25 protein-coding genes are annotated in these 23,746 nt (G+C 42.9%); 9 read left to right on the top strand and 16 right to left on the bottom strand.

The features are described 5' to 3' along the window. Nucleotides 1-2 precede the first annotated feature (2 nt). Together G5B43_RS01715 and fbaA are read right to left on the bottom strand one after the other, a co-directional pair. A complete protein-coding gene (locus G5B43_RS01715; protein WP_317167460.1) occupies nucleotides 3-887 on the bottom strand; it encodes a tyrosine-type recombinase/integrase in 885 nt (294 codons plus the stop codon). A gap of 140 nt (nucleotides 888-1,027) precedes the next feature. Continuing rightward, on the bottom strand, nucleotides 1,028-2,107 hold the full coding sequence (gene fbaA, locus G5B43_RS01720; protein WP_165292980.1) for a class II fructose-bisphosphate aldolase: 1,080 nt from the start codon (nucleotides 2,105-2,107) through the stop codon (nucleotides 1,028-1,030). A 171-nt stretch (nucleotides 2,108-2,278) separates the two neighbouring features. Between fbaA and G5B43_RS01725 the strand changes: the two genes are divergently transcribed. Genes G5B43_RS01725 through G5B43_RS01745 form a run of 5 tightly spaced genes read left to right on the top strand, consistent with a single transcriptional unit; the run spans nucleotide 2,279 to nucleotide 7,724 of the window. Next, nucleotides 2,279-2,629, top strand: a complete 351-nt coding sequence (locus G5B43_RS01725) for an ArsC family reductase (RefSeq protein ID WP_165292981.1) — start codon at nucleotides 2,279-2,281, stop codon at nucleotides 2,627-2,629. Between the two features lie 4 nt (nucleotides 2,630-2,633). After that, nucleotides 2,634-4,583 carry a M1 family metallopeptidase gene (locus G5B43_RS01730; RefSeq protein WP_165292982.1) on the top strand — a complete coding sequence of 650 codons (1,950 nt, stop codon included), beginning with the start codon at nucleotides 2,634-2,636 and terminating at the stop codon, nucleotides 4,581-4,583. Between the two features lie 30 nt (nucleotides 4,584-4,613). Beyond that, nucleotides 4,614-5,309: a hypothetical protein gene (locus tag G5B43_RS01735; protein ID WP_165292983.1), complete on the top strand. Its 696-nt coding sequence runs from the start codon at nucleotides 4,614-4,616 to the stop codon at nucleotides 5,307-5,309. A gap of 31 nt (nucleotides 5,310-5,340) precedes the next feature. Then, on the top strand, nucleotides 5,341-6,813 hold the full coding sequence (locus tag G5B43_RS01740; protein ID WP_165292984.1) for an amino acid permease: 1,473 nt from the start codon (nucleotides 5,341-5,343) through the stop codon (nucleotides 6,811-6,813). An 11-nt stretch (nucleotides 6,814-6,824) separates the two neighbouring features. Then, nucleotides 6,825-7,724, top strand: coding sequence for a serine hydrolase (locus G5B43_RS01745; RefSeq protein ID WP_165292985.1), 900 nt, complete (start codon nucleotides 6,825-6,827; stop codon nucleotides 7,722-7,724). Nucleotides 7,725-7,772: 48 nt separating this feature from the next. Here G5B43_RS01745 and G5B43_RS19665 read toward each other — a convergent pair whose 3' ends face one another. Continuing rightward, nucleotides 7,773-7,883 (bottom strand): 30S ribosomal protein THX, encoded by a 111-nt coding sequence (locus G5B43_RS19665; protein ID WP_165292986.1) that lies wholly within the window; start codon nucleotides 7,881-7,883, stop codon nucleotides 7,773-7,775. A 92-nt stretch (nucleotides 7,884-7,975) separates the two neighbouring features. Further along, nucleotides 7,976-9,448 (bottom strand): IMP dehydrogenase, encoded by a 1,473-nt coding sequence (gene guaB / locus G5B43_RS01755; RefSeq protein WP_165292987.1) that lies wholly within the window; start codon nucleotides 9,446-9,448, stop codon nucleotides 7,976-7,978. 187 nt (nucleotides 9,449-9,635) lie between these two features. Here guaB and G5B43_RS01760 point away from each other — a divergent pair, with 187 nt between their 5' ends. The 4 genes from G5B43_RS01760 to metQ all read left to right on the top strand — a co-directional run bounded on the left by G5B43_RS01760 (nucleotide 9,636) and on the right by metQ (nucleotide 12,519). Continuing rightward, the gene (locus G5B43_RS01760) at nucleotides 9,636-10,136 is read left to right on the top strand and encodes a hypothetical protein (RefSeq protein WP_165292988.1); all 501 of its coding nucleotides are present in this window, start codon (nucleotides 9,636-9,638) and stop codon (nucleotides 10,134-10,136) included. Nucleotides 10,137-10,244: 108 nt separating this feature from the next. Further along, the gene (locus tag G5B43_RS01765; protein ID WP_165292989.1) at nucleotides 10,245-10,991 is read left to right on the top strand and encodes a methionine ABC transporter ATP-binding protein; all 747 of its coding nucleotides are present in this window, start codon (nucleotides 10,245-10,247) and stop codon (nucleotides 10,989-10,991) included. An 11-nt stretch (nucleotides 10,992-11,002) separates the two neighbouring features. Next, on the top strand, nucleotides 11,003-11,659 hold the full coding sequence (metI, locus tag G5B43_RS01770; protein WP_165292990.1) for a methionine ABC transporter permease MetI: 657 nt from the start codon (nucleotides 11,003-11,005) through the stop codon (nucleotides 11,657-11,659). A gap of 50 nt (nucleotides 11,660-11,709) precedes the next feature. Beyond that, a complete protein-coding gene (gene metQ / locus G5B43_RS01775; protein WP_165292991.1) occupies nucleotides 11,710-12,519 on the top strand; it encodes a methionine ABC transporter substrate-binding lipoprotein MetQ in 810 nt (269 codons plus the stop codon). Between the two features lie 367 nt (nucleotides 12,520-12,886). On the opposite strand, the gene G5B43_RS01780 is transcribed toward metQ, so the two are convergent. The 12 genes from G5B43_RS01780 to ureG all read right to left on the bottom strand — a co-directional run bounded on the left by G5B43_RS01780 (nucleotide 12,887) and on the right by ureG (nucleotide 23,746). Further along, nucleotides 12,887-13,414 (bottom strand): class I SAM-dependent methyltransferase, encoded by a 528-nt coding sequence (locus G5B43_RS01780; RefSeq protein WP_165292992.1) that lies wholly within the window; start codon nucleotides 13,412-13,414, stop codon nucleotides 12,887-12,889. 80 nt (nucleotides 13,415-13,494) lie between these two features. Continuing rightward, the gene (locus G5B43_RS01785; protein WP_165292993.1) at nucleotides 13,495-14,910 is read right to left on the bottom strand and encodes an APC family permease; all 1,416 of its coding nucleotides are present in this window, start codon (nucleotides 14,908-14,910) and stop codon (nucleotides 13,495-13,497) included. Between the two features lie 115 nt (nucleotides 14,911-15,025). Continuing rightward, a complete protein-coding gene (locus G5B43_RS01790) occupies nucleotides 15,026-17,212 on the bottom strand; it encodes a TonB-dependent siderophore receptor (protein ID WP_165292994.1) in 2,187 nt (728 codons plus the stop codon). Further along, nucleotides 17,212-17,763: a GNAT family N-acetyltransferase gene (locus G5B43_RS01795; protein ID WP_165292995.1), complete on the bottom strand. Its 552-nt coding sequence runs from the start codon at nucleotides 17,761-17,763 to the stop codon at nucleotides 17,212-17,214. The genes G5B43_RS01790 and G5B43_RS01795 overlap by 1 nt, the downstream gene beginning before the upstream one ends. Next, the gene (locus G5B43_RS01800) at nucleotides 17,760-18,536 is read right to left on the bottom strand and encodes an ABC transporter ATP-binding protein (protein ID WP_165292996.1); all 777 of its coding nucleotides are present in this window, start codon (nucleotides 18,534-18,536) and stop codon (nucleotides 17,760-17,762) included. Before G5B43_RS01800 ends, G5B43_RS01795 begins: the two co-directional genes overlap by 4 nt. Beyond that, nucleotides 18,533-19,546: a FecCD family ABC transporter permease gene (locus G5B43_RS01805; protein WP_165292997.1), complete on the bottom strand. Its 1,014-nt coding sequence runs from the start codon at nucleotides 19,544-19,546 to the stop codon at nucleotides 18,533-18,535. Before G5B43_RS01805 ends, G5B43_RS01800 begins: the two co-directional genes overlap by 4 nt. Nucleotides 19,547-19,549: 3 nt before the next feature. After that, on the bottom strand, nucleotides 19,550-20,566 hold the full coding sequence (locus tag G5B43_RS01810) for an ABC transporter substrate-binding protein (RefSeq protein ID WP_165292998.1): 1,017 nt from the start codon (nucleotides 20,564-20,566) through the stop codon (nucleotides 19,550-19,552). 22 nt (nucleotides 20,567-20,588) lie between these two features. After that, the gene (locus tag G5B43_RS01815) at nucleotides 20,589-21,005 is read right to left on the bottom strand and encodes an urease accessory protein UreE (protein WP_165292999.1); all 417 of its coding nucleotides are present in this window, start codon (nucleotides 21,003-21,005) and stop codon (nucleotides 20,589-20,591) included. Nucleotides 21,006-21,007: 2 nt separating this feature from the next. Continuing rightward, on the bottom strand, nucleotides 21,008-21,718 hold the full coding sequence (gene hypB / locus G5B43_RS01820; protein ID WP_165293000.1) for a hydrogenase nickel incorporation protein HypB: 711 nt from the start codon (nucleotides 21,716-21,718) through the stop codon (nucleotides 21,008-21,010). After that, entirely contained in the window at nucleotides 21,711-22,064 is a 354-nt protein-coding gene (locus tag G5B43_RS01825) for a hydrogenase maturation nickel metallochaperone HypA (protein WP_165293001.1), read from the bottom strand. The genes hypB and G5B43_RS01825 overlap by 8 nt, the downstream gene beginning before the upstream one ends. A 14-nt stretch (nucleotides 22,065-22,078) precedes the next feature. Beyond that, a complete protein-coding gene (locus tag G5B43_RS01830; RefSeq protein WP_165293002.1) occupies nucleotides 22,079-23,122 on the bottom strand; it encodes an urease accessory protein UreD in 1,044 nt (347 codons plus the stop codon). A gap of 12 nt (nucleotides 23,123-23,134) precedes the next feature. Next, on the bottom strand, nucleotides 23,135-23,746 hold the full coding sequence (ureG, locus tag G5B43_RS01835) for an urease accessory protein UreG (RefSeq protein WP_165293003.1): 612 nt from the start codon (nucleotides 23,744-23,746) through the stop codon (nucleotides 23,135-23,137).

The raw sequence follows: 23,746 nt of genomic DNA on the forward strand, positions 1-23,746 counted from the left end.
GTTTAAGCCTTTGGATGGGCTTGTTTATAAATAGATTTTAATCTTTCCACAGAGTTGTGCGTGTAAACTTGCGTTGCCGCTAAACCAGCGTGACCCAGTAGTTCCTTTATTGCATTCAAATCCGCCCCATTATTTAAAAGCGCGGTGGCAAAGGTGTGTCGCAATACATGTGGGCTTTTTTTCTGTTGGGAAGTGATACGTCCCAGATACCTCCGTACTGTCCGATAAATTAACGAGGGATAAGCCTGCTTTCCTTCTTTGGTAACGATTAAAAAGGTTGATTTGTTTTTAAAATCTTGCACATATTTCAACATCAAATAGCGCCTGATCTCTTTCAACAGCGTTTGGTGCACGGGCACTAATCGCTCCTTTCCTCGTTTGCCAAATATGCGTATCCGTTTGTTATAGGTATCGATGTCGCGCTCTTGAATGGCAAGCAATTCCGAAAGTCGTATACCCGTTCCGAACAACAACTCTAAAATAACGAAGTCGCGTGTATCCTCAAAGCTCTCCGGATCCGCCCCCCCCATATCCAGCAAATCCACCATCTTTTCCTGCTCGACCACCACAGGCAATCTCTTAGGGGTTTTGAGCGCACGAACCAGCTGCATAGGGCTTGAAGCCACAAAGCCTTCTCTGACTAAAAATTTATAAAAAGAACGCAAGGACGATATAGACCGATTTATACTTGCAGCTTGTCTACCGTTTTCTTTCATCATCGCCAGATAATGTCGGATAATTCGATAGTCTACTTCTTCAAAAGCAATTTCTTCGGTTAATAGAAAGTTGAGGAAACGATCTATTTCCAGCGCATAGGCTGAAATGGTATGTGCAGAATAACGTTTCTCAAACTCCAGAAAACTCAAAAACCGTTGCTTATTCATCATCTATATCGTTCTTGTATAAATATAGCAAAAAGAGTGATATAAAAAAATTTATTAAGGTATTTTAAGAAAACGAAGGAATAAAAAATAGCTCACAGTTTTTGGCTGTGAGCTAAGTTATAAGGTATACCGATAATAAATACTTACAGTTTGGTATTCACATCGATGGCATTCAATTCGTTAAAGGCTTGTTTTAGACGTTCTACAAATGCCTCTTCACCTTTACGTAGCCACACACGTGGGTCGTAATATTTCTTGTTCGGAGAATCCCCACCTTCCGGGTTACCGATCTGGGCTTGCAAATAATCTCGATTTTTCGCTTCGTAAGCACGAACACCATCCCAGAATGCCCATTGCATATCGGTATCAATATTCATTTTGATAGCTCCGTAAGAAATAGCTTCTGCAATTTCTTCCGGTGAAGAACCTGAACCGCCGTGGAAAACAAAGTTGACCGGTTTCTCCGCAGACAGGTTAAATTTCTCACGGATATACGCTTGTGAGTTATGTAAAATAACCGGTTGCAACTTCACGTTTCCTGGTTTATATACACCATGTACATTTCCAAATGCCGCCGCTACCGTAAATTTATCCGATACTTTCGATAGTTCTTTATAAGCATAAGCTACCTCTTCAGGTTGCGTGTACAATTTCGAACTGTCCACATCCGTATTGTCGACGCCATCTTCCTCTCCTCCTGTCACACCCAGTTCAATTTCAACCGTCATGCCAAGCGGCTTCATTCGCTCTAAATATTTTCTTGAAATCTCGATGTTCTCTTCGATCGGCTCCTCTGACAGATCCAACATGTGGGAAGAGAACAATGGTTTCCCGTGTTGTGCAAAGAATTTTTCACCCGCATCTAAAAGGCCGTCAATCCATGGCAATAATTTTTTAGCCGCATGGTCTGTATGTAATATAACAGCCACTCCATAATGCTCCGCTAGCAAATGTACGTGCTGTGCAGCCGATACCGCTCCCAAAATACAGGCTTGCAATCCATCATTGTTCAATGATTTACCTGCATAAAACTGTGCTCCCCCATTTGATAATTGAATAATGACAGGTGAGTTGACAGCTTTTGCTGTTTCCATAACGGCATTGATTGAATTTGTCCCAATCACGTTTACCGCAGGCAAAGCAAATTTATGTTTCTTAGCAATCTCAAAAAGCTCTTGTACTTGATCACCAGTTAAAACACCCTTAAAATCTTTTAGGCTCATATTTTTTCTATTATTTGTGTTATTCGAGACTAAAGGTATGGAGTTTTTTAATATCACGCAACACTTAGTGTAAAAAATACACCAACACCATTATATAATTCTATGAGAATACCACTATTTTTAATAATATTAATATCTTTATCACATCAACAAATGTTAAAAGAATAGCTAATGGCACTACAGGTATACGGAATTAAGAATTGCAATACAGTAAAAAAAGCATTGACATGGCTGGATGAGAATAAAGTTGATTACAACTTTCATGACTACAAAAAAGAACCTGCAACATTGCAGCAACTGGAAGTCTGGGAAAAAGAAGTTTCTTGGGAATCCTTGGTTAATAAAAAAGGAACAACCTGGCGAAAACTACGTCCCGAAGATCAGGCAGCCGTAGTTGATGCCGATTCGGCGAACAAAGTTCTTTTAAAGAATAACAGTATGATTAAAAGACCCTTAATAGAATCACCTAAAGGTATTATATTAGGCTTCGATGAAGAGCAATACCGGGCAAAACTTAAATAGCACTATGATTAAAAAAATTATTTGCACATCGCTTGCTGCTGTGTTGCTGGTGGCAGGTCAGTTAAGTGCACAAACAAACAGCGTCTACGATTATACAGAAGCTTTTAACCCTATTTTTTATACGCAGAATGGCTCTCCTTATCGTTCCGCCAGCGGAAAACCAGGGCACGCATACTGGCAAAACCGGGCGGATTATACCATCAAAGTATCTTTAGATGAACAAACAAACCGGGTTTCTGGACGTTTATCCATCCATTATACCAACAACAGTCCGGACGATTTACAACATCTTTGGTTTCAGCTAGACCAAAACCTCTTCCATGAAGATTCACGGGGACAAGCTACTATTCCTTTGCAAGATAGCCGCTACGGCTCTGCAGAATCTGACTTCAAAGGAGGGTTTCAATTAACAAATCTTCATTTTTCAGACGGTTCGAAGGCATCCTACGAAGTCATTGATACGCGGATGCGGTTGGAATTGCCTAAAGTATTAAAAGCTGGTGGCAATTCGCTCAGCTTAGAAATGGAATTTTCTTATACAGTTCCGGAATATGGAGCCGACCGTACAGGAATATTGAATACTAAAAATGGAAAGATTTATACCATAGCTCAGTGGTATCCACGTGTGTGTGTTTATGACGATATTTTAGGCTGGAATACAGAGCCTTACACTGGACCAGGTGAATTCTACCTTGAATTCGGCGATTATCACGTAGAAATCGAGGTTCCTGCCGACCATATTGTAGTGGCCGGCGGAGAACTCCTTAACCCTACCGAAGTGTGGACGTCCGAACAGCTTTCCCGATATAAACAAGCCTCTGGAAGTGAAAAAACGGTCTTGATCCGATCAGCAGAAGAGGTAACTAACGCTGCATCACGTCCAAACAAAAAACGCCTAACATGGAAATATAAGCTGGATAACGCCCACGATTTCGCTTGGGCTTCTTCGAAAGCGTTTATTATCGATGGCGCAAAAATAAACAACCCTAGCGGTAAAAGCGCTTTGGCGTTATCTGCGTACCCAATTGAAAGCAATGGAGGCAACGCTTGGGAGCGTTCAACGGAATATACGAAAGCATCTATCGAGCATTACAGTAAAAAGTGGTTTGAGTATCCGTATCCGGTGGCTGTCAATGTAGCCTCCAACGTTGGAGGTATGGAGTATCCCGCTATCTCCTTCTGCGGCCATACGGCAAAAGCAGGTAATTTATGGGGTGTAACTGACCATGAATTTGGGCATAACTGGTTTCCCATGATTGTCGGAAGCAACGAGCGCTTACATGCTTGGATGGATGAAGGCTTTAATACATTTATCAATGGTATATCAACCGAAGCATTTAATAAGGGAGAATATCATAAAAAATTCGGAAACCGCAACAGTATGGCTCCCGCATTTTCCAGACCTGATTTGGAACCCATCATGTCGACCCCTCAGAACATGAAAGAAAAAAATATTGGCATCCTCGCCTATTATAAACCCGCATACGGTATTCGACTATTACGTGATGAGGTGATCGGTGCGGAACGTTTTGATAGGGCTTTCCGCAAGTATATCGAATACTGGGCATATAAACACCCTACGCCTGATGACTTTTTCCGCACTATTGAAAATGAAACGGGTGAGAACCTCGCGTGGTTTTGGCGCGGGTGGTTTAAAAATAATTGGGCGTTAGACCAGGCCGTCCGCTCCGTTGACTACGAAGGTTTAGATGCAAAAAATGGCGCCATTATCACAATTGACAACCTACGAAAATTACCAATGCCCGTCGTCATCGAGGCAACAATGGAGTCAGGAGAAAAAATAAGGAAAAAGCTGCCGGTAGAAATATGGCAACGTAACACATCTTGGCGTTTTAAGCTCAAATCTACAGAAAAACTAACGAAAGTCGTCGTTGACCCAGATAACGTTTATCCGGATATTGATCCAAAAAATAACGTCTGGCCCAGGAATTAGTGATGAGTAATGATAATAATTGAGAATATAATGAAAAACATATCATATTTGGTTCCCCTGTTCTTTCTGCTTCTTTTTGGAGTAGGTTTTAGCTTATCAGTAAATGCGCAGGAAATTAAGGGTATCGTACATGAATTGGAAAGCAGCCAGCGGTTGAGAGAAGTTACTGTCAAGAACCTCCGTACAAACGAATCCACAGAAACGGATGCAGAAGGTAATTTTACGATATCTGGAAAAATTAACGATTTATTAACTTTTAACCAACCCGGGTATGAGGTGGACACTGCCTTTATTTATCAGGAAGGCGTACAACGGATCTACCTAGTCCGCGATAGCAAGTCGATTGTAATCGATGAGATCGTGATAAGCCGCCTTACGGACAGCCGGCTGGCCGCCGAAATAGAAAAAGCTAAAAATGAGGGACAGGTTACAGAAGCTTCGCAGACACGTGGCGGACTAAGGCTTTCGCTTTCCCGCTTATTTGGCAGACAAAGCAAGATGGCCCGCAAAAATTTGGATCTTCTGCTGGAAGAACAGAATAATCGAAAAGTGGATCGCTTGTTTAGCGAACAGGCTATTCGTGCTGTTATACCACTTACAGTTACGGAAATGGCGCTTTTTAGAGAGCAGTTCCGTCCATCGTTGGAATTTATAGAAACGGCTTCGCCAGAGGATTTAAGAGTATATATACTCGATTCTTACAGCAAATTTAAATCGAAAAAATAAGACTTCATCAACCCCTATAAACAACAGAATTATGTTATATAAAAAGTCTATACCACGGATCATCCAAGAAGCGAGGGAAAGTGGGGAGCATACGCTAAAACGGACACTTTCAAGCACCGGATTGGTCTCTTTAGGAGTTGGTGCTATTATAGGTGCAGGGCTTTTTTCCCTTACAGGGATTGCTGCAGCCGAGAACGCGGGTCCAGCCGTTATCCTTTCTTTTATCATCGCTGCTTTGGCATGTTCTTTTGCCGGACTTTGTTACGCAGAATTTGCTTCCATGATTCCCGTGGCAGGCAGCGCATATACCTATTCCTACGCAACGATGGGCGAATTTATGGCTTGGATCATTGGTTGGGATTTAGTCTTGGAATATGCATTGGCGAGTGCCACCGTAGCCGTCAGCTGGTCGCAGTACTTCAATGAACTCCTGATGACTTGCGGGCTATCTATCCCATCGGAATTCTTAAAAGGTCCTTGGGAAGGCGGCTATGTAAATATTCCAGCTATTATCATTGTTTGTCTCCTATCCTTACTATTAATGCGAGGCACAAAAGAATCCTCCACAGTTAATAATATACTGGTTATTCTAAAAGTTGGGGTGGTTTTGATATTTATCGCTTTGGGATGGAGTTTTATTGATTCGTCAAATCACGTCCCTTTTGTCCCGACAAACGAAGGGGAAGAAATGATAAAAAGTGGCGATATGAGCTTATGGTCTTTTCTACACAGTGACTATTTCGGAGAGTTTGGGATTAGCGGTATCCTGAGGGCTGCTGGCGTTTTGTTTTTTGCTTTCATCGGGTTTGATGCCGTGAGTACAGCAGCGCAGGAAGCTAAAAACCCTAAACGTGGTATGCCAATCGGGATTATCGGATCACTCATTATCTGTACGCTTCTATATGTCCTTTTCTCTTATGTGATGACCGGTTTGGAAAACTATAAATCTTTTGAAGGGGATGCCAAGCCCGTAGCCACGGCATTCGCAAATACAGGCTATACATTTCTCAATACGGCGCTTATCATCACGATCATTGCCGGTTATACCTCCGTTATCCTTGTGATGCTGCTAGGGCAAAGCCGTGTGTTTTATTCCATGAGCAAAGACGGATTGCTACCTAAAATATTCTCCGACCTTTCTAAAAACCAGACACCTTGGAAAACGAATCTCATATTCATGGTATTCGTATCTCTTTTTGCCGGCTTTGTTCCTATCTCCGATTTGGGGCATATGGTTAGTATCGGGACTCTATTTGCCTTTACGTTGGTTTGTATTGGCGTGTTGGTACTTCGGAAAACAAGCCCGGAAATCGAAAGGCCATTCAGAACGCCATTAGTTCCGCTAGTGCCCGTATTAGGTATTATTGTCTGTTTGATTTTGATGGCATCTTTGCCCGTAGAAAGTTGGGAACGTTTAGCAATTTGGTTAGCTATCGGTATCGCAATTTATTGGTTCTATAGCAGAAAACACAGTAAGGTAAGGCAATCTCATCGTAAATTATAACCATAAGCGCTATGAAACGTAGATTGTTAACGGTTCTTTTAATTTCGATAGCTTCGATTGGTTATGCGCAAAAAAATGATGCGAGGCTGGAGCGTATGCTAAAGAACGAAATCAAAGATTTTCAAGGGGATGTGGGGATATTCGTACAGCATTTCAAAAAAAACAGAACGGTAAGCATACAGGCGGATACTATCTTTCCTACCGCTAGCGTAGTTAAAGTGCCTATTCTCGTTGGGGTTTTCGATAAAATAAACCACGGCAAGCTGAAATTAAATGATTCTTACATCTACGATGCCAAACGTATATACGGCGGTTCAGGTCTGATGCAGTTTTATAAAGATAGTGCACAGACAAACCTATCCACAATGGTTTCTTTAATGCTGACCTATAGTGACAACGTAACTTCGATCTGGTGTCAGGAACTTGCCGGTGGAGGCATAGCAATCAATCAGCTGATGGACGAGCTGGGGCTTCCGAACACCAAGGTAAATTCTCGCACGGAAGGTCGTCAGAAAATTTGGGAAAAATACGGGTGGGGACAAACCACGCCGCGCGAAATTGTGAAACTGATGACCATGATAGAAGCAGGCAAAGTCATCTCTCCTCGCCTTTCCGATAAAATGTATCGCTACTTGAAAAACCAATATTATAACGGCGAAGCCCTATCCCAGCTTCCAGCCCATATCGCAACAGCGTCCAAAACCGGTGCATTGAACCAAACGCGTAACGAAGTGGTATTTGTGCACGCTCCATCGGGTGATTTTGTTTTTGCTATTTTAACCAAAAACAACAAAGATCAACGTTGGACATACGATAATGAAGCTGAGGTGTTAATCAGAAAGATCTCCAATATACTATGGAATTATTTTGAATCGAAAGCAAAGTTTAAAGCATACGAACCTGTGCTTTAAACTCTTTCATTATAAACCTACACAAAAAAAGCTGTCTTTTTAGACAGCTTATTCTTTTTTATCTTCCAATTTTACCTTGGGATGCTTTCTTGGGCGTTTCTTTCCGTACGATCCCATAATAATTTTTCCTCTACGTGTTTTTTTATCTCCTTTACCCATAGTTTTGTGTTTAAATTTTACAATTATTGATCGATTGAAAGCAATTTAATAATTATAGCATTTAAATCCAAGTATCACCGGAAATTTATCGCTTAGCCTCTACTGTAATTAGGTGCTTCTTTCGTAATGGAAATATTATGCGGATGCGACTCTCTCAGACCTGCACCGGTAATCCGCACAAATTGTGCTTCTTTCAATTTTCCGATGGTATCCGCACCACAGTATCCCATAGATGCTCTTAATCCACCAATATATTGATATACGACCTCTGCCAACGTCCCTTTGTAAGGCACGCGGCCCACAATACCTTCTGGCACCAACTTCTTGATATCCTCTTCCACATCCTGAAAATAGCGGTCTTTTGAGCCTTTCTCCATCGCCTCTACCGATCCCATACCTCTATACGATTTGAACTTACGTCCTTCATAGATAATCGTTTCGCCTGGTGCTTCTTCCACACCGGCAAATAATGAACCAGCCATAATTGTATCGGCTCCGGCTGCGATCGCTTTGGCAATATCTCCAGTTTGTTTGATACCACCATCAGCAATTAATGGAACACCAGAACCTTTTAACGCCTTGGCCACCTCATATACCGCATATAGCTGCGGTACACCGACACCAGCAATAATACGTGTTGTACAAATAGATCCCGGGCCTATCCCTACCTTTACTGCATCAGCTCCAGCTTCTGCTAAGGCTATAGCCGCAGTACCTGTTGCGATGTTTCCGACGATAACCTGTAACTGGGGGAAAGTCGATTTAACTTCTTTCAACTTTTCGATCACACCTTTTGAATGTCCGTGCGCCGTATCAATAGTTACAACATCCACGCCTGCTTTCACCAATGCCGTAACACGTTCTAATGTATCAGCGGTTACACCTACTGCAGCGCCTACCAACAAACGACCATGGCTGTCTTTGGCAGCATTCGGATAATGCTTATATTTTTGAATATCTTTAAAGGTAATAAGTCCTTTTAAATTACCTTCTGTATCTACTACAGGCAACTTCTCTATTTTATGGTTCTGTAAAATCTCCTCCGCACGAATCAGGTCTGTTCCCTCCGGAGCAACGACTAAATTAGCCTTCGTCATCAGCTCATTGATCGGCTTAGCCATATCCTTCTGGAATCGAAGATCACGGTTGGTAACAATACCAACAAGTTTTCCGTCGTTGTTCACAATTGGGATACCGCCTATTTTATGCTCTTTCATAATCTTAAATGCATCACCAACGGTCGAACCTTCCAACAAAGTTACTGGATCCTGTATCATTCCGCTCTCTGAACGTTTTACCTTGCGCACCTCAGCCGCTTGCTCGTCTATAGACATATTTTTATGCAACATTCCTATTCCGCCCGCTTGCGCGATGGCTATAGCTAAATCAGCTCCCGTCACGGTATCCATCGCGGCAGAGACCAAGGGAATATTCAAGCGGATTTTCTTTGTAAGTTGCGTACTCGTATCGACATCACGAGGCAAAATTTCTGAATACGCAGGAATTAATAAAACATCGTCGTAGGTGAGACCTTCTGCTACGAATTTTTGTGGATCTAATTGCATATGGCAAATATCTTTGGAGTTTCTATTTGCCGGACAAATATACGGATTTTTATGATTTTTTAAAAAATATTTTTTTTTCAAACACTAGGATGACTAACCGACAACAAGATTTGGCAGACTATTTGCTCTTCTTCTAGTTTGGAAACATATTTATCGATAACCGGTAAGTTTTGAAATTAAAAATAATATGAAGAAAGTATTTTTATCTTTATTAGCCGCTTCGTTCTTGGCCATCGGCACAAACGAAGTAAATGCACAGGCACGTTATCGAACGGCATTGGGGTTAGGAATCGATTTAGGTGATGGACCGACCTTGGTCGGGCCACAAATAAAGCACTTTTTTGATGGTGCAAACGCAGGGAATGCCCAAGTGCTATTTGGAGATGATGTGACGGTATTGGGCGTGGATTACTCGTATAACCAAGCTATTGCAGGGACAAACGGATTGAATTGGTACGTAGGGGTCGGTCCGCAACTTGCGTTTATCGACGGTGGCCGTTGGTGGTATGACGATAGGGACGATGATCGCACCTATTTTGCGCTTCGCCCGGCAGCCGGGTTGGAATTTAAGATACCGTCAGCTCCCCTAGCGTTCCATTTCGACTGGAAACCTTGGTGGAACCTATCCAATAGAAGTAATTTTGAACCTGCACGTTTTACATTAGGGTTTAAATTTACCTTAAATTAAAAAAGCCTACAGAGGATAACTACCACGTCGGTATATCAACAGAAGGTATACCGACTTTTTTTATACAAGTAAAATAACAAAACACTATCTTTGCACTAGATTAATTATATGATTAAGCTAGAGCAAGTCAGTAAAATATTCTACCAGAAACACAGGGAGATTCAAGCCCTGAAGAATATTACGCTCCATATAGAGAAAGGGGATATTTTTGGCATTATCGGTTATTCCGGTTCCGGAAAGAGTACGCTTGTTCGCACCATCAACTTGTTAGAACGTCCCACTTCCGGGAACATATACCTGTCCAAAAAAAATATTGTATCGCTTTCTGATAAAGAATTGATTCCTTTTCGTCGAAAAATTGGGATGATCTTTCAACACTTTAACTTGCTTTCATCCCGTACCGTTTTCGATAACGTAGCCTTTCCACTACAATTAATAGGTATGGCTAAAGAAGACATAGATAAAAAAGTAGATAATCTACTGAATATGGTAGATTTATCGGACAAACGCGAGGAGTATCCTGTAGCTCTATCCGGCGGACAAAAACAACGGGTGGCCATTGGTAGAGCATTGGCCTCCAATCCCGACATTCTCCTTTGTGACGAAGCGACAAGTGCTTTGGATCCACAAACAACACGTTCAATTCTTGCTCTTTTAAAACGTATTAACCGAGAGCTAGGCATTACCATCGTATTAATTACTCATCAGATGGAAGTCGTGCGTGCGGTATGTAACCGGGTAGCGGTTATATCGGAAGGTGAATTAGTAGAAGAGAACGATGTAGATATATTATTTGAGCGTCCGAGGTCTCCCATCACACAAGAATTGTTGAATCCTACATTGCGTATCGATTAATAAAAGTGAGTATGTCTGAAGAAACATTTTGGTTATTGGCAAACGGTACGTGGGAAACGATTGTGATGACATTTTCCTCAGGATTCTTCAGTTTTTTGATTGGGCTTCCGCTAGGCATATTGCTCTTTTTAACACGCGAACAACAATTACTTGCCAACAGATCATTGAACAGTAGTATAGCATTTTTTGTAAACATTTTCCGTTCCATTCCATTTATCATCCTCATCGTATGGATGATCCCGTTTACCCGTGCCCTAGTGGGAACCTCCATTGGTATGAAAGCCGCTATCGTACCACTGAGTATTGGCGCTGCGCCGTTCGTAGCAAGGTTGGTGGAAAATTGCCTGCTAGAGGTTCCTTATGGCATTATAGAAGCAGCGCGGTCTATGGGAGCCACGACAATGCAAGTTGTTCGTAAAGTGCTTATTCCGGAAGCTCTTCCCGCATTAATAAATAGCGCTTCTCTTACACTCATCACGTTAGTGGGATATTCCGCAATGGGCGGCGCCGTAGGCGCTGGGGGGCTAGGACATATTGGGTATCAATACGGTTATGTCGGCTATGACGCGTTGATTATGAATATGGTGCTCGTACTACTTATCGGTATCGTATTCGGAATACAGTTTATCGGCGACCGATTATCAAAATATGTAGATCATAGGAAATGATGCCAATTACTAATGGTGAATGAACGGCTAATTTATAAAGTATTAAAAATATGTACAATACAATCAAATCTTTATTTAGTTCAGCGATTATCATAGCTTCGCTTTTATCCTGTGGTGGCGCAAATCGTTCTTCGGATATCCTTCGGGTAGGTGTACAGTCCGGCCCTGAATACAGTTTGGCAGAGGAAGCTAAAAAGGTAGCAAAAGAAAAGTACAATTTGGAAGTCGAACTTGTTTCTTTTAACGATTACGTTATGCCAAACGAGGCTTTACATCAAGGTGATATTGACGTTAACGTGTTCCAAACCACTCCCTATTTAGACGATCAAATGGCAAGTAGAGGATATAAACTAGCTGTTGTAGGAAATACCTTTGTTTATCCTATGGCTGGCTATTCCAAGAAAATAAAAAACATCCGTGAACTTAAATCCGGAGATACGGTGGTTATTCCTAATGACCCGACAAATCTAGGTCGGGCACTTTTGCTAATGCAAGAAGTCGGCCTTATCCAGCTTAAGGATAACGTAGGATTACTCCCACGTACACAAGATATCACAAAGAACGATCTAAAACTCAATATCCTTGCGCTGGAAGCTCCCCAACTGCCACGTACATTAGACGACGGTAAAGTGACCGTGGCAGTTATCAATAATAATTTTGCTGCCAGTCACAACTTAACAGCCAAAGACAACGGTATTTTTATCGAAGACGAAAAATCACCTTATGTAAATATCATTGTGAGTCGGGAAGACAACAAAGAGGACGAAAAAGTACTGAACTTTGCAAAAGCGTATCAGTCGGAAGAAGTAGAGGCCGTAGCGAACAAAGTGTTCAAAGGCGGGGCTATAAAAGGGTGGTAATTTTTTGAATCTCTTTTTCTTGATAAAAAGAGAGAAAAATCAAGGCTGGATATGGTTTTGCTATTTTTCTTTGTCTATTCCTAAACAGCATATAACTCGCTACGCTCAGACATTATGCTGTTTTTAACAGAATAGCCTGCTGAAAAATGGTCGCAAAACAATATAAGGCCGATTAAACCCGCATAACCGCGAGGTGTTATTGTTCACTTTTATTTACGCCTTGCACCATCCCCTCCTTAACTTTTAAGGTCGCATCCGAATGTTTTACAACTGCACAAATTCATCCTTAGTACTATTCCAAATGTAAAACATCCGAAGCGGCGATTTTTTTTGGTTCTTTTTTGAGGGAAAAAAGAACACTTAGCTATTAACGATTCGGAACCGTCCACAAAAATATAGTGCTGCCATTTACCGTGACCGTTTTTTCAGGTTCCCAATCACCCATATCAAAAGCATGCGATACAATGCGTGTTCCTGGTTTCAGTTCTTTCAAGATTTTAGAGCGCAGCTTCAAATTCACCTCTGGGAGTAAATAAAGCGTTAACACGTCTGCTTTACTAAAATCGAAATCAAACAAGTTCCCTTGAACAAAAGTTACTTTATCAGTTACACCTGCTTCCTTTGCATTCTCATTTGCTTCCTTAATACGTTGTGGATCGAGATCAACACCTGTTGATGTAGCTCCGCGCTTAGCTGCCGAAATGGCGATACGACCATCACCGCAACCTAAATCATAATGAACATCCCCCGCTTTCACTCCTGCCAAATCCAACATGGCGTCTACGACGGGTTGCTTTGTGGGTACGTATGGAACATCCAGATTAGGTTTCTGCGCAAATACTTGGAAGCCTAACAACAAACAAACCACCAATAAATAATTTTTCAATGCATTCATTTTGTTTAATTTAAATGGTAAAAAAATATAGCTCATCTAGTTTTCTCAAAAGTTCAAGATACTATAGTAATACAGCAAAGTCATGCTTTTTGTTTAGTGTCTTTCGATTCTGCTATAAAAAAGAAAAAGACCGTTCCCAATAACAGCACACCTACACCTAGCCATGCTCCCCTTCCAGCGAACATCAGGCTGGAATACAACAAGTATGAAGAAGTAAGGCAAAAAATAATCGGTAGAACGGGATACAGAGGCACTTTAAACGGACGTGGCGTATGCGGTTCCTTATGGCGTAAAACAAAAAGCGCCAGCCCGGTACATAATATAAAAAACCAAAAAATCGGGGCGGTAAAGTCGACCATAGATTCAAATCCGCTACGGGCGAAAGATCCTATAACGATTAGTGCGACAGCTATCGCTCCTTGTGTCAAAAGTGCATTGACTGGCGTAGATGTTTCCGGTTTCCAAGTTCGCATAAAAGAAAAAATCGAGAAATCCCGTCCCAAAGCGTGATTGGTGCGCGCGCCAGTAAAAATGGTTGCATTGGTCGATGTCAGTGCGGCCAGGATAACCAATAAGCCAACAAGAAACACCCCGGTATCTCCCATAATTACACGCATGGTTTCCACGCCGACTGCTTCCGAAGAGGCTAAACCGTCAATTCCGAGAACGTTGAAGTAGGCTAGATTGATCAATAGATAGATGGCGGTAATAAGGAGGATACTAACCATCATCACGGTAACCATTTTTTTACTACCTCCTCGCATCTCCGAGGATATATAGCCAGCTTCGTTCCATCCTCCAAATGTCAACAACACCATCACCATTGCCCCGCCTATTGCCGGCGTTACACCAGAGCTGACCGTGGTGACGGCGGCAGTAATATTACTTTGCGGAGCAAAGAAAAGCCCCACAACAATCACGGCGAGCAATCCAATAAACTGCAAACTGATTAAGGATTTTTGTGTTCCTGTTCCGACGTGTACACCGATAATATTGACAAATGTGAGTCCAACGACCACCATGGCCGCATAAATAGAGGAAGAAAAGGAGCCCAAACTATATAGTTCACTCATGTAGTCTCCTACAATAAAAGCTAGTAACGCAATAGAGCCTGTTTGAATAATACTCATCCTTGCCCAAGCGAACAAAAATGCGAAGCGTCGACCAAAGGCACGGTGTAAAAAGTGATAGTCTCCACCCGTGTTCGGAAAAGCAGTACTCAGCTCTGCATAGCACATCGCACCGATAAAAGAAACCATCCCGCCCAATATCCAAACGCCAAAAAATAATTCCGGGCTGCCGGTATTTGCTGCAACAATGGACGGCGTACGAAAAATACCCGCGCCAACTACGACACCGACGATAACAACAACGGCGTCGACTACTCTTAAAACTTGTTTTGGGTGGGTGGGTTTATCGGCGTCAGCAACGATGTCGTCGCTGGCTGTCTTTGCTATTTTTTCGATACGGTTTTCCAGGTTCTGCGTGTCTTTCATGCGCGCTTTCCATTTTATAGGGGTTGTTGAATGATTTCCTGTCTATAATAGTACAAACAACTTTAGAAATTGTTTGCCCCATCGTAGTTAGCAATAGGCGCGATGCCAATGGCTGCTAAAATGAAAAACCTAAAGAAAGCATCAACGTACGGGGCGTACCAACGAAACCTCTCGTATAATCAAAACCACCTAAATAATAATACTTATCTAATATATTGTTGATATTGAGGCTCAGCCGAGCTCCGCTTATATGATAATATAATGCGGCATTCCAGACCTGGTAAGCAGGCCATTCACCCCACCTCATATTCCCCTGGTCGTCTATTGCCATCGGGTTCTCCATCCGCCTGCTGTTCATAAAATTCGTTCCACCACCAAATCCCAGTCCTTTTAACGCGGCATGCGGAATAACATACTTCATCCATATGCTCCCCATATGCTTCGGTGCATTAGCTAATGGCATACCGACCTCCATTTCTCGCGAGGAGGATTTCACCTCGGTGCGGTTAAAGCTGTAATTTGCCATCACCTGGAGTTCTTTCGTTACCTGCCCTCTGAAATCCAATTCTACCCCTTGTGAGATAACCCTTCCCGATTGCCTATATACCGGAAAACCACTGTCGCCCATTTCGCCTGTAACAATTAGCATGTTTTCTCTACCGATATGGAATATAGAAAGCTCTGTTTGCAATTGATTGCTAAAGAACCCTGCTTTCAATCCGGTTTCCACTTGAAAACTACGCTCGGGCAAAAATGGGCGATCCGCACCATATTGTTCGTGGTTGTGAATAAAATCTGCCCCCACCGGAACATATCCCTGCGAATAGCTCGCGAAATAATTCATTTGGTCATTGATATGGTATGTCAACCCGAAACGAGGTAACCAAGCGTGTTGGCTCGTTTCATAAGACCGCGCCAAATCCGCACTACTCGAACGGTAATATTCATGCCGCAAGCCGACAATTACGTTTAGGCGTTCACCAATAGTCATCTGGTCTTGCAGATAAAAGCCTATACTTTTGTACGGATTCAAAAACGGAAATTCAGCTTGGGCTAACCACACGTAAGATCCTACATCGATAACATCCCGTACCAGGCTTTCCAGATCAATCGTGAGCGGCACTTCTTCTCCATCCAGCATACGGCGTCTTGCCTCGCGCTGTACGTTATTTTTATCTCCACCGTATTGTGCATAGTCTACCCCCAACACGAAACGATGTGCATGGCCTGGCTTTTGCAGGTTGTAGCTTAGATAACTTACGAGATTATCCGTATAATCCTTTACTTTCTTTGAAAGAAAGCGCATGTTCATAATGGTATTCTCTGGCGGATTGGCATACGTATTCAGTGTACGGAATTCATTCAGATCCTCACTATATATTGATTTCATGTAGTTTACATGCAAAGACAAATCGCTGGTGATGTATTGTGACAAACGGGTCGAAAACGTCAAGAACCTAGAACGGTAAAAATCTGTCGGCTGGTTTACATTGAACGCTCTATCCTGCCCATAGAAATCATTATTTCGGATGCCAAGACCTCTATCCAAAAACCCATCAAAATCATCATAGGTTAAGTCCACATCAATCTGTGTTCCTTCTGCAGGACGAAATCTAAAAGAGGGAGCAACCAATATATTTTTTCGCTGGTTATTATCTCGAAATGTACGTGACGCTTCGTAAGCCAGATTGAGTCTATACAAAAATCGGCTGTCTTTATCCAAAGGGCCACCCATATCCAATGTAGACCGAAGTGTTTGAAAGCTTCCTACACTAAAACCAATATTCGTTTTTTGTTCTTCGAGCGGCTTTTTCGTCACCAGATTAATCGTCCCACCCGGTACGATATCACCAAATAGCGAAGCCCCTGGACCTTTCAGCACCTCGATACTTTCCAAATTTGCTGTTAGCGGTGCACGCCAAAAACTAGTCCCATAGCCATAGGCTGAGCGCATTCCGTTCACCAAACGAAGACCACTTGCATAACCACTGTTAAAACCTCGTATGGTTAAATCGTCATAAACAGATGCTTGGCTCACACCGGCCAGATCCTGTACCATATCCGTAATCTGAAAAGCTTGTCGATCCTCCATGAATTCACGACTCACTAACGATACCGATTGCGGGAGATCTTTCAATATTCCCGAAAACTTACCACCCAGCTCCGTCGTATTGATTAAATACGAATTGTTCCGCCTACCGGTAATCAATACCTCTTCTAAGGTGACGACAGTGGTATCTACTTGCGCATAGCTCATCACTGCGCAACACAGTAAACAAAACGTATAAAAAGCTTTTGCCATCAGCGGTTCTCCATAAATGAAGTAAAAGTATCTGTCGTTATCACTTTCGTCTTATCCAGTGTCATGTGCAATGTCTCAAAACCAGATTCTTCACATGCCAAGACCAAATCGAACCCCTGCTTTAACCAAAACTCATAAGCACCTTCCAGAAAAGGATGTGTATGTAAATACAATAATTCAACGCCCTGTTGCTGTCCTATAGTTTTCAACCGCTGTACAAGTGCTGTCCCGAGACCCGATTTCCGGTAGGCGGGCTCAACATATAACCTCGCAACTTCGACAATCTTGCTCCCCGTAAAAGAAAAATAGGGAAAACGATTATCATACGCCATCATACCTATGGTGCCGATGAGCTTTCCTTGTTTTGTACGCGCTTGTAAAAAAGCCCCTACATCGGTTTGTACATACGTTGAAGAAAAATCTCTTAAATCTCTCGGTATAACCTGATGGTTCAACATGGGAAATAGATGCTCTCGTGTTTTCAATACGTAGGCGATAACTTCTTCACGATCTCGTATGCCTACAGGTAATATGTCTATATCGTTTATCATAAACGCTTCCGTTTAGGGATTATCAATGTTCGCCCATCATGCTGGACATCTGTTAAAGCAACATTATAGGTGTTTTCTAAAGTGGAAAGCAACACAGCTGGGTCTTTCTCTTCTAACCCATGTAATTTTTTGTCTTGCATCACATAAAATCGATCGCCATATAAAAGTGCAAGGTTAGGATCATGCATCACAGACACCACTGTTGTACCAGTTTCGACCAAACGCTTGAGATGTTCCATCACCGCAACCTGGTAATGCAGGTCCAGGTGATTTGTTGGTTCATCGAGTAGCAGTACATCCGGTTGTTGCACCAAAATTCGGCACAGCAAAACCAATTGCCTCTCCCCTCCCGAGAGCGCCGTATATGGTTTATCCTTTAGGTGCCACAACCCGAAGGCACGCAGATTTTCCGCCACTAAGTCGAGATCCACTTGCCGTGGAGCAAACCTAGAAAATGAGGCCCGACCTGTTAGCACCACATCAAACACGGTAAATGGAAAAGTCGTTTGATGGAATTGTGCCATAAATCCTATCCGCAATGGACTGTTCTTTCCCAATTTGATATGTTTTCGGTCTTGATCGCCAAAGAGTACCGAACCGTTATATTGGCGCTCCATACCGGAAAGAATATTGAAAAGCGTTGATTTTCCGCTACCGTTCCTTCCAAGAATAACCGTCAGCTCCTTTGCATAGAAATTTGCCGTGAGTCCGACAAGTACCTGTTGCTTACCAAACGAAAAGGATAAGTTATGGATCTGTATCAACTCTTTCATGCGTTCCAGTTTACAGCGTTTTTACGCATCAGATAAATAAACAGTGGCGCCCCCAGTATCATCGTAAAAACGCCTATTGGAATTTCAAATGGCATAACAGCACGCGAAAAATCATCAATCAACAATAAAAATGTTCCTCCGATGCTCATATTAGCGAAAATACCTATTTCGTTATTCGGGCCAAAAACAATACGACTGATGTGAGGTACAATCAAGCCGAACAAGCTGATCATACCCACGGAAGCCACAGCAGACGCTGTAATCATTGTCGCCAACCCCACAAGTGCGAATTTGATGTTCCGCGGATTAACGCCCACTGCCATGGCTTCCTGATCGCCCAACGCCAGCAAGTTTAGCTTCCAACGAAATGCCGCAATAACCGCCAGTCCACCTATTATGGGCAAAAATGCTGTTTGTACTTTATCCCATGAAGCCGTATGGAGATTCCCCATCGTCCATTGTACGATGGCTTGCAACTTATAGGGGTCGCTCAGGTATTGTAATACAGTCAAGAATGCCGTAAAAACACCGGTAATAATCATTCCCGCCAACACCATTGTTATCAACGAAGTCCGCACCCCCGAATAAGAAACAACATAGGTAATCCCTACAGCCAAAACACCAAATAAAAAAGCAGAGAAATTGATCGGGATTAACGGCACCAACATGGACAATGCCGCGCCAAACGCTGCACCTGAAGATATACCCAACGAAAACGGATCAACGATCGGATTTCTAAAAATCGCCTGCAACACCCCTCCCGAGACCGCCAGTGCCGCTCCAACCATAAAGGTGAGTAGAATACGGGGCAAACGAACTTGCCATAAGATGATCTCCATCTCCATAGGAGCTTCCGTTAATTCCTTAACGAAGAGATCCTGAATGGCTGTCCTGGTATAATGCGCTAAGTCCGATAAACCTACATAACCTGTACTTCCCAATGACAACGAAAAGAACACCACTGCCAAAGGCATCAGGACAAGTAAAAGAATTTTAAAATGCCGTTGCATTGGTTAAGCCTCCCCTTTTGTGTTACCATATAGCGTGTCCAGCGCTTCTTGAATTTCTTTCTCCAGCTCCTCGGCACTTTCCTCAGGATAGCACCAATGTCGTAATTGCTTCGCAAAAAGCATAAACTTAATAGTGTGGGGATCAAAATTGAAGGTGGGAGTCAGTACATACACTTCCTTATTTTTCACTGCCGGAAGAGCGGCCAGTTCTTTTAAATCGTATACATCGTTCAAGCTCGAATTCCACAGTACAATAATATCAGGATTCCAGCTGTAAAGCTGTTCTGCGCCGATATTAGGCGCCTCCATTTCTAACGGACAAGCGTTTTCCGCGCCGGCTGCCTCGATAGACAAATCCATTAAAGAACCTTTACCGGAAGTGGACAAAACACGCCCTTTCGACCACGCATAGTACACTTTTTTACGAACGCCATGTGTAGGTCTGTCCATTTTCTTCAGTTGTTCCTCCACATAAGAAATAAGTTCTGCTGCCCGCTGCTCCTTACCTAATAATGTAGCTACGCCGCGTAGTTCACTATAGATACGCTGTTTATTTTTACTGGAAACAGCAAAAACGGGGATATTTAACCCTTCCAATTGCGTAATCGTCTCCTTATCCTGCTCGTATACAATTGCTAAATCCGGTCGCAATCCAATAACCGATTCCACGTTGTTCGCTCGACCTCCATAAGTGGGCGTAGCAATTTCCTTGCGCGCGATTCGTTCGTCCAGTTTGGACAGAAAACGGTAAGAAGAAGCATGCTGATAAACCTGTTCGGGAATACCTACGATAGCCTCCCCTGCCTGTAGCATGTACAGTTCGTCCACCATCGGTTCAAACAATACCACTACACGTCTGGCAGGGTGTTTCAACGCTACTTTTGTTCCCCTGCTATCCTCTGCGACATAAGTACCATTTCTCTGATCCGTACGCGGTGCAGTTTGCTGGCAGCTCATCAGCACCGCCACACACCAGCCTAGTAACGCATATCTAAAAACTACATCCTTATATTTTCGCATCTTTTTATATTGTACCAAAACGCTATAGATAATTTCCGAACGCTTTGATGGCATCTCTCACATCAAGTCTTTTTGCCTCCATCCTTACTTTATCGCCATATTTAGCGGATAGCGCCTGAAACAGGCGCCCATCATACGATACGACCATCCTATCGTCTATACAAAATATAGGTAAATGACGATTCCCCACATCAAAGCAAAAGTTCCCAATAGTCGCCATATCGTTCGCATGTAACACGATACATGCACAAGGTTCAACACGCGCTTTCACGATAACCTCGTCTGTCTCGTAGAGCACCTCGCCGTTGTAAATAGGCGTCTTAGGAAACCGCGAGAGGGAAACATCTCTGCCCCCCTCGGTCTTCCGTTTGATTACCGTTCGATTGACTTCGTACCATTGGAGCGGTAGAAAGTCTATTTTTGGACCGGAAGCATACATTGTTACCCCTTTATGCCTTTCTTTGCGCGCACTTTGTCTTTTAACCAACTGCACCACGCATCGATTCCCTCGCCATTTAATGTACTGATCGAAATTACTTCCAGATTAGGATTAACCTCGCGTGCATCTTTTGTAACCGCTTCAACCGAGAACGGAACATAGGGCAACAGATCCGCCTTCGACACGAGCATCAATTCACTGGTCAAGAACATACGCGGATACTTCTTCGGCTTATCATCACCTTCTGTAGAAGCCAATAGGGTGACGCGGTAATCCTCGCCTAAGTCAAACGCTGCAGGGCAAAGCAGATTGCCTACATTTTCGATAAACAACAAATCGACACCATCTAAATTGATATGATCCAATGCTTGCAACACCATCTGTGCTTCAATATGGCACATACCTCCTGTTACGATCTGAAGTGCATTGATCCCGACCTCGCGCATACGGACGGCATCGCGTTCGGTTTCGGGATCGCCAACCAAAACCGCGATATTCAACTCGCTGCTCAAGCGTTTACCTGTTTCCTGCATCAGCGTGGTTTTGCCACTTCCCGGTGACGAGCAAACATTGATAACACAAACATCTTTCAAACGTTCCCGGATCGCTTTCGCTACGAAATCGTTGGCCTTTAATAAGTTCAACGTTGTGTTATCACATTGTACAGAACCCACCGGCATCTGATTACTCTTCGGGGTTATTGGGTTACTCATTTTTATCCTCCTGAAATGTTACTTGACTAATTCTTAATTCCTCACCTTGTATAATCGTGTCCGATGGTTGCCCACATTCACAAACAAACCGGTGATATTTCACTTCAAACTGTTTGTCACAGTTCTTACAATATGCGATGATAGGTAATATGGAAACTTCCAATTCGGTATTTTTAAACCTTGTGTCATCCATCACATAAGCTTCAAAAGCATTCTGGATCAGTATAGGCTGTAAACTGCTCAATAGGCCTGCCTCCAAGTTAATTTTTACAATAGATTCGTATCTATCCGGATAAGCCTCTTCCAACGTTCTAAAAATATCCTTTACAATACCTAGTTCGTGCATATCATTCTACGTATTTAAACAGCTTTTTTGCTTACGGTCCTCGCTTTCGCGGTCTTTTCCGCTACTTCTTTCCCCTTTCCGCCAATCGTCTTCTTCTTAGTAAGATTTTTGGCGTCCACGGCGCTAGAAGCGGTTTCCGTTGTTTCTGTTTTTTTTTGGCCCGTCGTTTTTTTTGCAGGCACCTTTTTTGCTTCTTTTTTGACCCTGCTTGTACCGGTTTCTTTTGGGAGCGCCTGGGCTGCAATGCGGGCAGTTTCCTCGTCTTTTTTCGTCAGCTGGTCTTGGGTAAAGACCCAACACATTTGCGCCAGCATGGTCAGAAAGCTATATAGCAATTCACCATCGGTACCCACTGCACGGAGCAAGATGGTGTTCTCTGCACACTCGGTGAATCCAAATGAGACATCCTCGTACTCCCTTGTTAGGATTTCGTCCATCTCACCTTTCATCAGTTTCGCAAATGGGCCACAATAAAGAAGGGTGGCTTGGTGTGTATATCCTTCAAAAAACAATAAGTCAGATACGGGTTGTTCCTGCGGCAATAGGCATTGATTATCAGTCACGAGCAGTTTACTGTCTTGGTAGACACGGGTAATACTATGTAGCTTCCGAAACGCAAACACCTCGTCCCGTTGCACCCGTCCGGCGCTAATGATATCACCCCAAATTAACGTCGCACCGTCATTGACGTGGATAGTATTCACCGTCTTAAAAATAGAATTTTTAAAAGGCGTGACAGGATGCGGCACGTAGTTGAACATACTATCTTTATCCAATAATACATTCGTCTCCTGAGATGCACCCACCTTCATCGGATGCAACTTGTTAAATGACTGTGTAAATAGCTTTAAGTGTGCATTTTCCTTCACGTGTACATCAATGACTAAGGAATCGCTGTCCATTATTCCCGGAGAGGCACTCATGATAATCATCTCCAGATGATCCTGGGCCCGAGGGGAACCATAATGCGTTAACTTATATGGCGCATTGTGATAACTTTCCTTTAACACGCTCCGGTGTCCTTCCCGTTCTACATTAATCTTGATAATACTATCCATCAATACCGACTGTTATTGTTCTAATAAAGCATGTTTCTTGATCCAATTTATAACGTCATCGAGTCCGTGTAGAGACATCAAATTCGTAAAGATAAATGGTCGTTCGCCCCGCATCCTTTTTGCATCGCTTTCCATTACACCCAAATCCGCATTTACGTACGGCGCCAAGTCTATCTTGTTGATCAGTAATAAATCAGAACGCGTAATACCCGGCCCCCCTTTGCGTGGTATTTTTTCTCCCTCGGCCACATCGATTACAAAGATGGTTACATCCGCCAAATCGGGGCTAAAGGTAGCTGTTAGATTATCCCCTCCACTTTCTACAAAAACAATTTGCGTGTCCGGAAACTTTTGAACCAAATCTTCTACCGCTTCAATATTCATCGATGCATCTTCACGAATAGCCGTATGTGGACATCCACCTGTTTCCACGCCCGCAATGCGCTCTGCCGGCAACGCGGAATTTTTTTGTAAAAACTGCGCGTCTTCGCGCGTATATATATCATTTGTAACAACACAGATGCTGTAATCTTCTGACATCGATCGTGTTAATCTTTCAATCAAGGCCGTCTTTCCGGAGCCTACCGGGCCGGCCACGCCTATTTTCACATAATTTCTTTCCAT

Source organism: Sphingobacterium sp. SGR-19 (genome assembly GCF_011043555.1).
Classification (GTDB): domain Bacteria; phylum Bacteroidota; class Bacteroidia; order Sphingobacteriales; family Sphingobacteriaceae; genus Sphingobacterium.

Excerpts from the sequence above, each read along its gene's own strand:
- metQ (WP_165292991.1), top strand. The coding sequence starts at position 11,710 with ATGTACAATACAATCAAATCTTTATTTAGTTCAGCGATTATCATAGCT.
- G5B43_RS01780 (WP_165292992.1), bottom strand. The coding sequence starts at position 13,414 with ATGAATGCATTGAAAAATTATTTATTGGTGGTTTGTTTGTTGTTAGGC.
- G5B43_RS01800 (WP_165292996.1), bottom strand. The coding sequence starts at position 18,536 with ATGAAAGAGTTGATACAGATCCATAACTTATCCTTTTCGTTTGGTAAG.
- G5B43_RS01790 (WP_165292994.1), bottom strand. The coding sequence starts at position 17,212 with ATGGCAAAAGCTTTTTATACGTTTTGTTTACTGTGTTGCGCAGTGATG.
- G5B43_RS01825 (WP_165293001.1), bottom strand. The coding sequence starts at position 22,064 with ATGCACGAACTAGGTATTGTAAAGGATATTTTTAGAACGTTGGAAGAG.
- hypB (WP_165293000.1), bottom strand. The coding sequence starts at position 21,718 with ATGAGTAACCCAATAACCCCGAAGAGTAATCAGATGCCGGTGGGTTCT.
- G5B43_RS01745 (WP_165292985.1), top strand. The coding sequence starts at position 6,825 with ATGAAACGTAGATTGTTAACGGTTCTTTTAATTTCGATAGCTTCGATT.
- guaB (WP_165292987.1), bottom strand. The coding sequence starts at position 9,448 with ATGCAATTAGATCCACAAAAATTCGTAGCAGAAGGTCTCACCTACGAC.
- G5B43_RS01805 (WP_165292997.1), bottom strand. The coding sequence starts at position 19,546 with ATGCAACGGCATTTTAAAATTCTTTTACTTGTCCTGATGCCTTTGGCA.
- fbaA (WP_165292980.1), bottom strand. The coding sequence starts at position 2,107 with ATGAGCCTAAAAGATTTTAAGGGTGTTTTAACTGGTGATCAAGTACAA.
- G5B43_RS01795 (WP_165292995.1), bottom strand. The coding sequence starts at position 17,763 with ATGATAAACGATATAGACATATTACCTGTAGGCATACGAGATCGTGAA.
- G5B43_RS01760 (WP_165292988.1), top strand. The coding sequence starts at position 9,636 with ATGAAGAAAGTATTTTTATCTTTATTAGCCGCTTCGTTCTTGGCCATC.
- G5B43_RS01815 (WP_165292999.1), bottom strand. The coding sequence starts at position 21,005 with ATGTATGCTTCCGGTCCAAAAATAGACTTTCTACCGCTCCAATGGTAC.
- G5B43_RS01740 (WP_165292984.1), top strand. The coding sequence starts at position 5,341 with ATGTTATATAAAAAGTCTATACCACGGATCATCCAAGAAGCGAGGGAA.
- G5B43_RS01810 (WP_165292998.1), bottom strand. The coding sequence starts at position 20,566 with ATGCGAAAATATAAGGATGTAGTTTTTAGATATGCGTTACTAGGCTGG.
- G5B43_RS01735 (WP_165292983.1), top strand. The coding sequence starts at position 4,614 with ATGAAAAACATATCATATTTGGTTCCCCTGTTCTTTCTGCTTCTTTTT.
- ureG (WP_165293003.1), bottom strand. The coding sequence starts at position 23,746 with ATGGAAAGAAATTATGTGAAAATAGGCGTGGCCGGCCCGGTAGGCTCC.
- G5B43_RS19665 (WP_165292986.1), bottom strand. The coding sequence starts at position 7,883 with ATGGGTAAAGGAGATAAAAAAACACGTAGAGGAAAAATTATTATGGGA.
- G5B43_RS01725 (WP_165292981.1), top strand. The coding sequence starts at position 2,279 with ATGGCACTACAGGTATACGGAATTAAGAATTGCAATACAGTAAAAAAA.
- G5B43_RS01830 (WP_165293002.1), bottom strand. The coding sequence starts at position 23,122 with ATGGATAGTATTATCAAGATTAATGTAGAACGGGAAGGACACCGGAGC.
- G5B43_RS01765 (WP_165292989.1), top strand. The coding sequence starts at position 10,245 with ATGATTAAGCTAGAGCAAGTCAGTAAAATATTCTACCAGAAACACAGG.
- G5B43_RS01785 (WP_165292993.1), bottom strand. The coding sequence starts at position 14,910 with ATGAAAGACACGCAGAACCTGGAAAACCGTATCGAAAAAATAGCAAAG.
- G5B43_RS01730 (WP_165292982.1), top strand. The coding sequence starts at position 2,634 with ATGATTAAAAAAATTATTTGCACATCGCTTGCTGCTGTGTTGCTGGTG.
- G5B43_RS01715 (WP_317167460.1), bottom strand. The coding sequence starts at position 887 with ATGATGAATAAGCAACGGTTTTTGAGTTTTCTGGAGTTTGAGAAACGT.
- metI (WP_165292990.1), top strand. The coding sequence starts at position 11,003 with ATGTCTGAAGAAACATTTTGGTTATTGGCAAACGGTACGTGGGAAACG.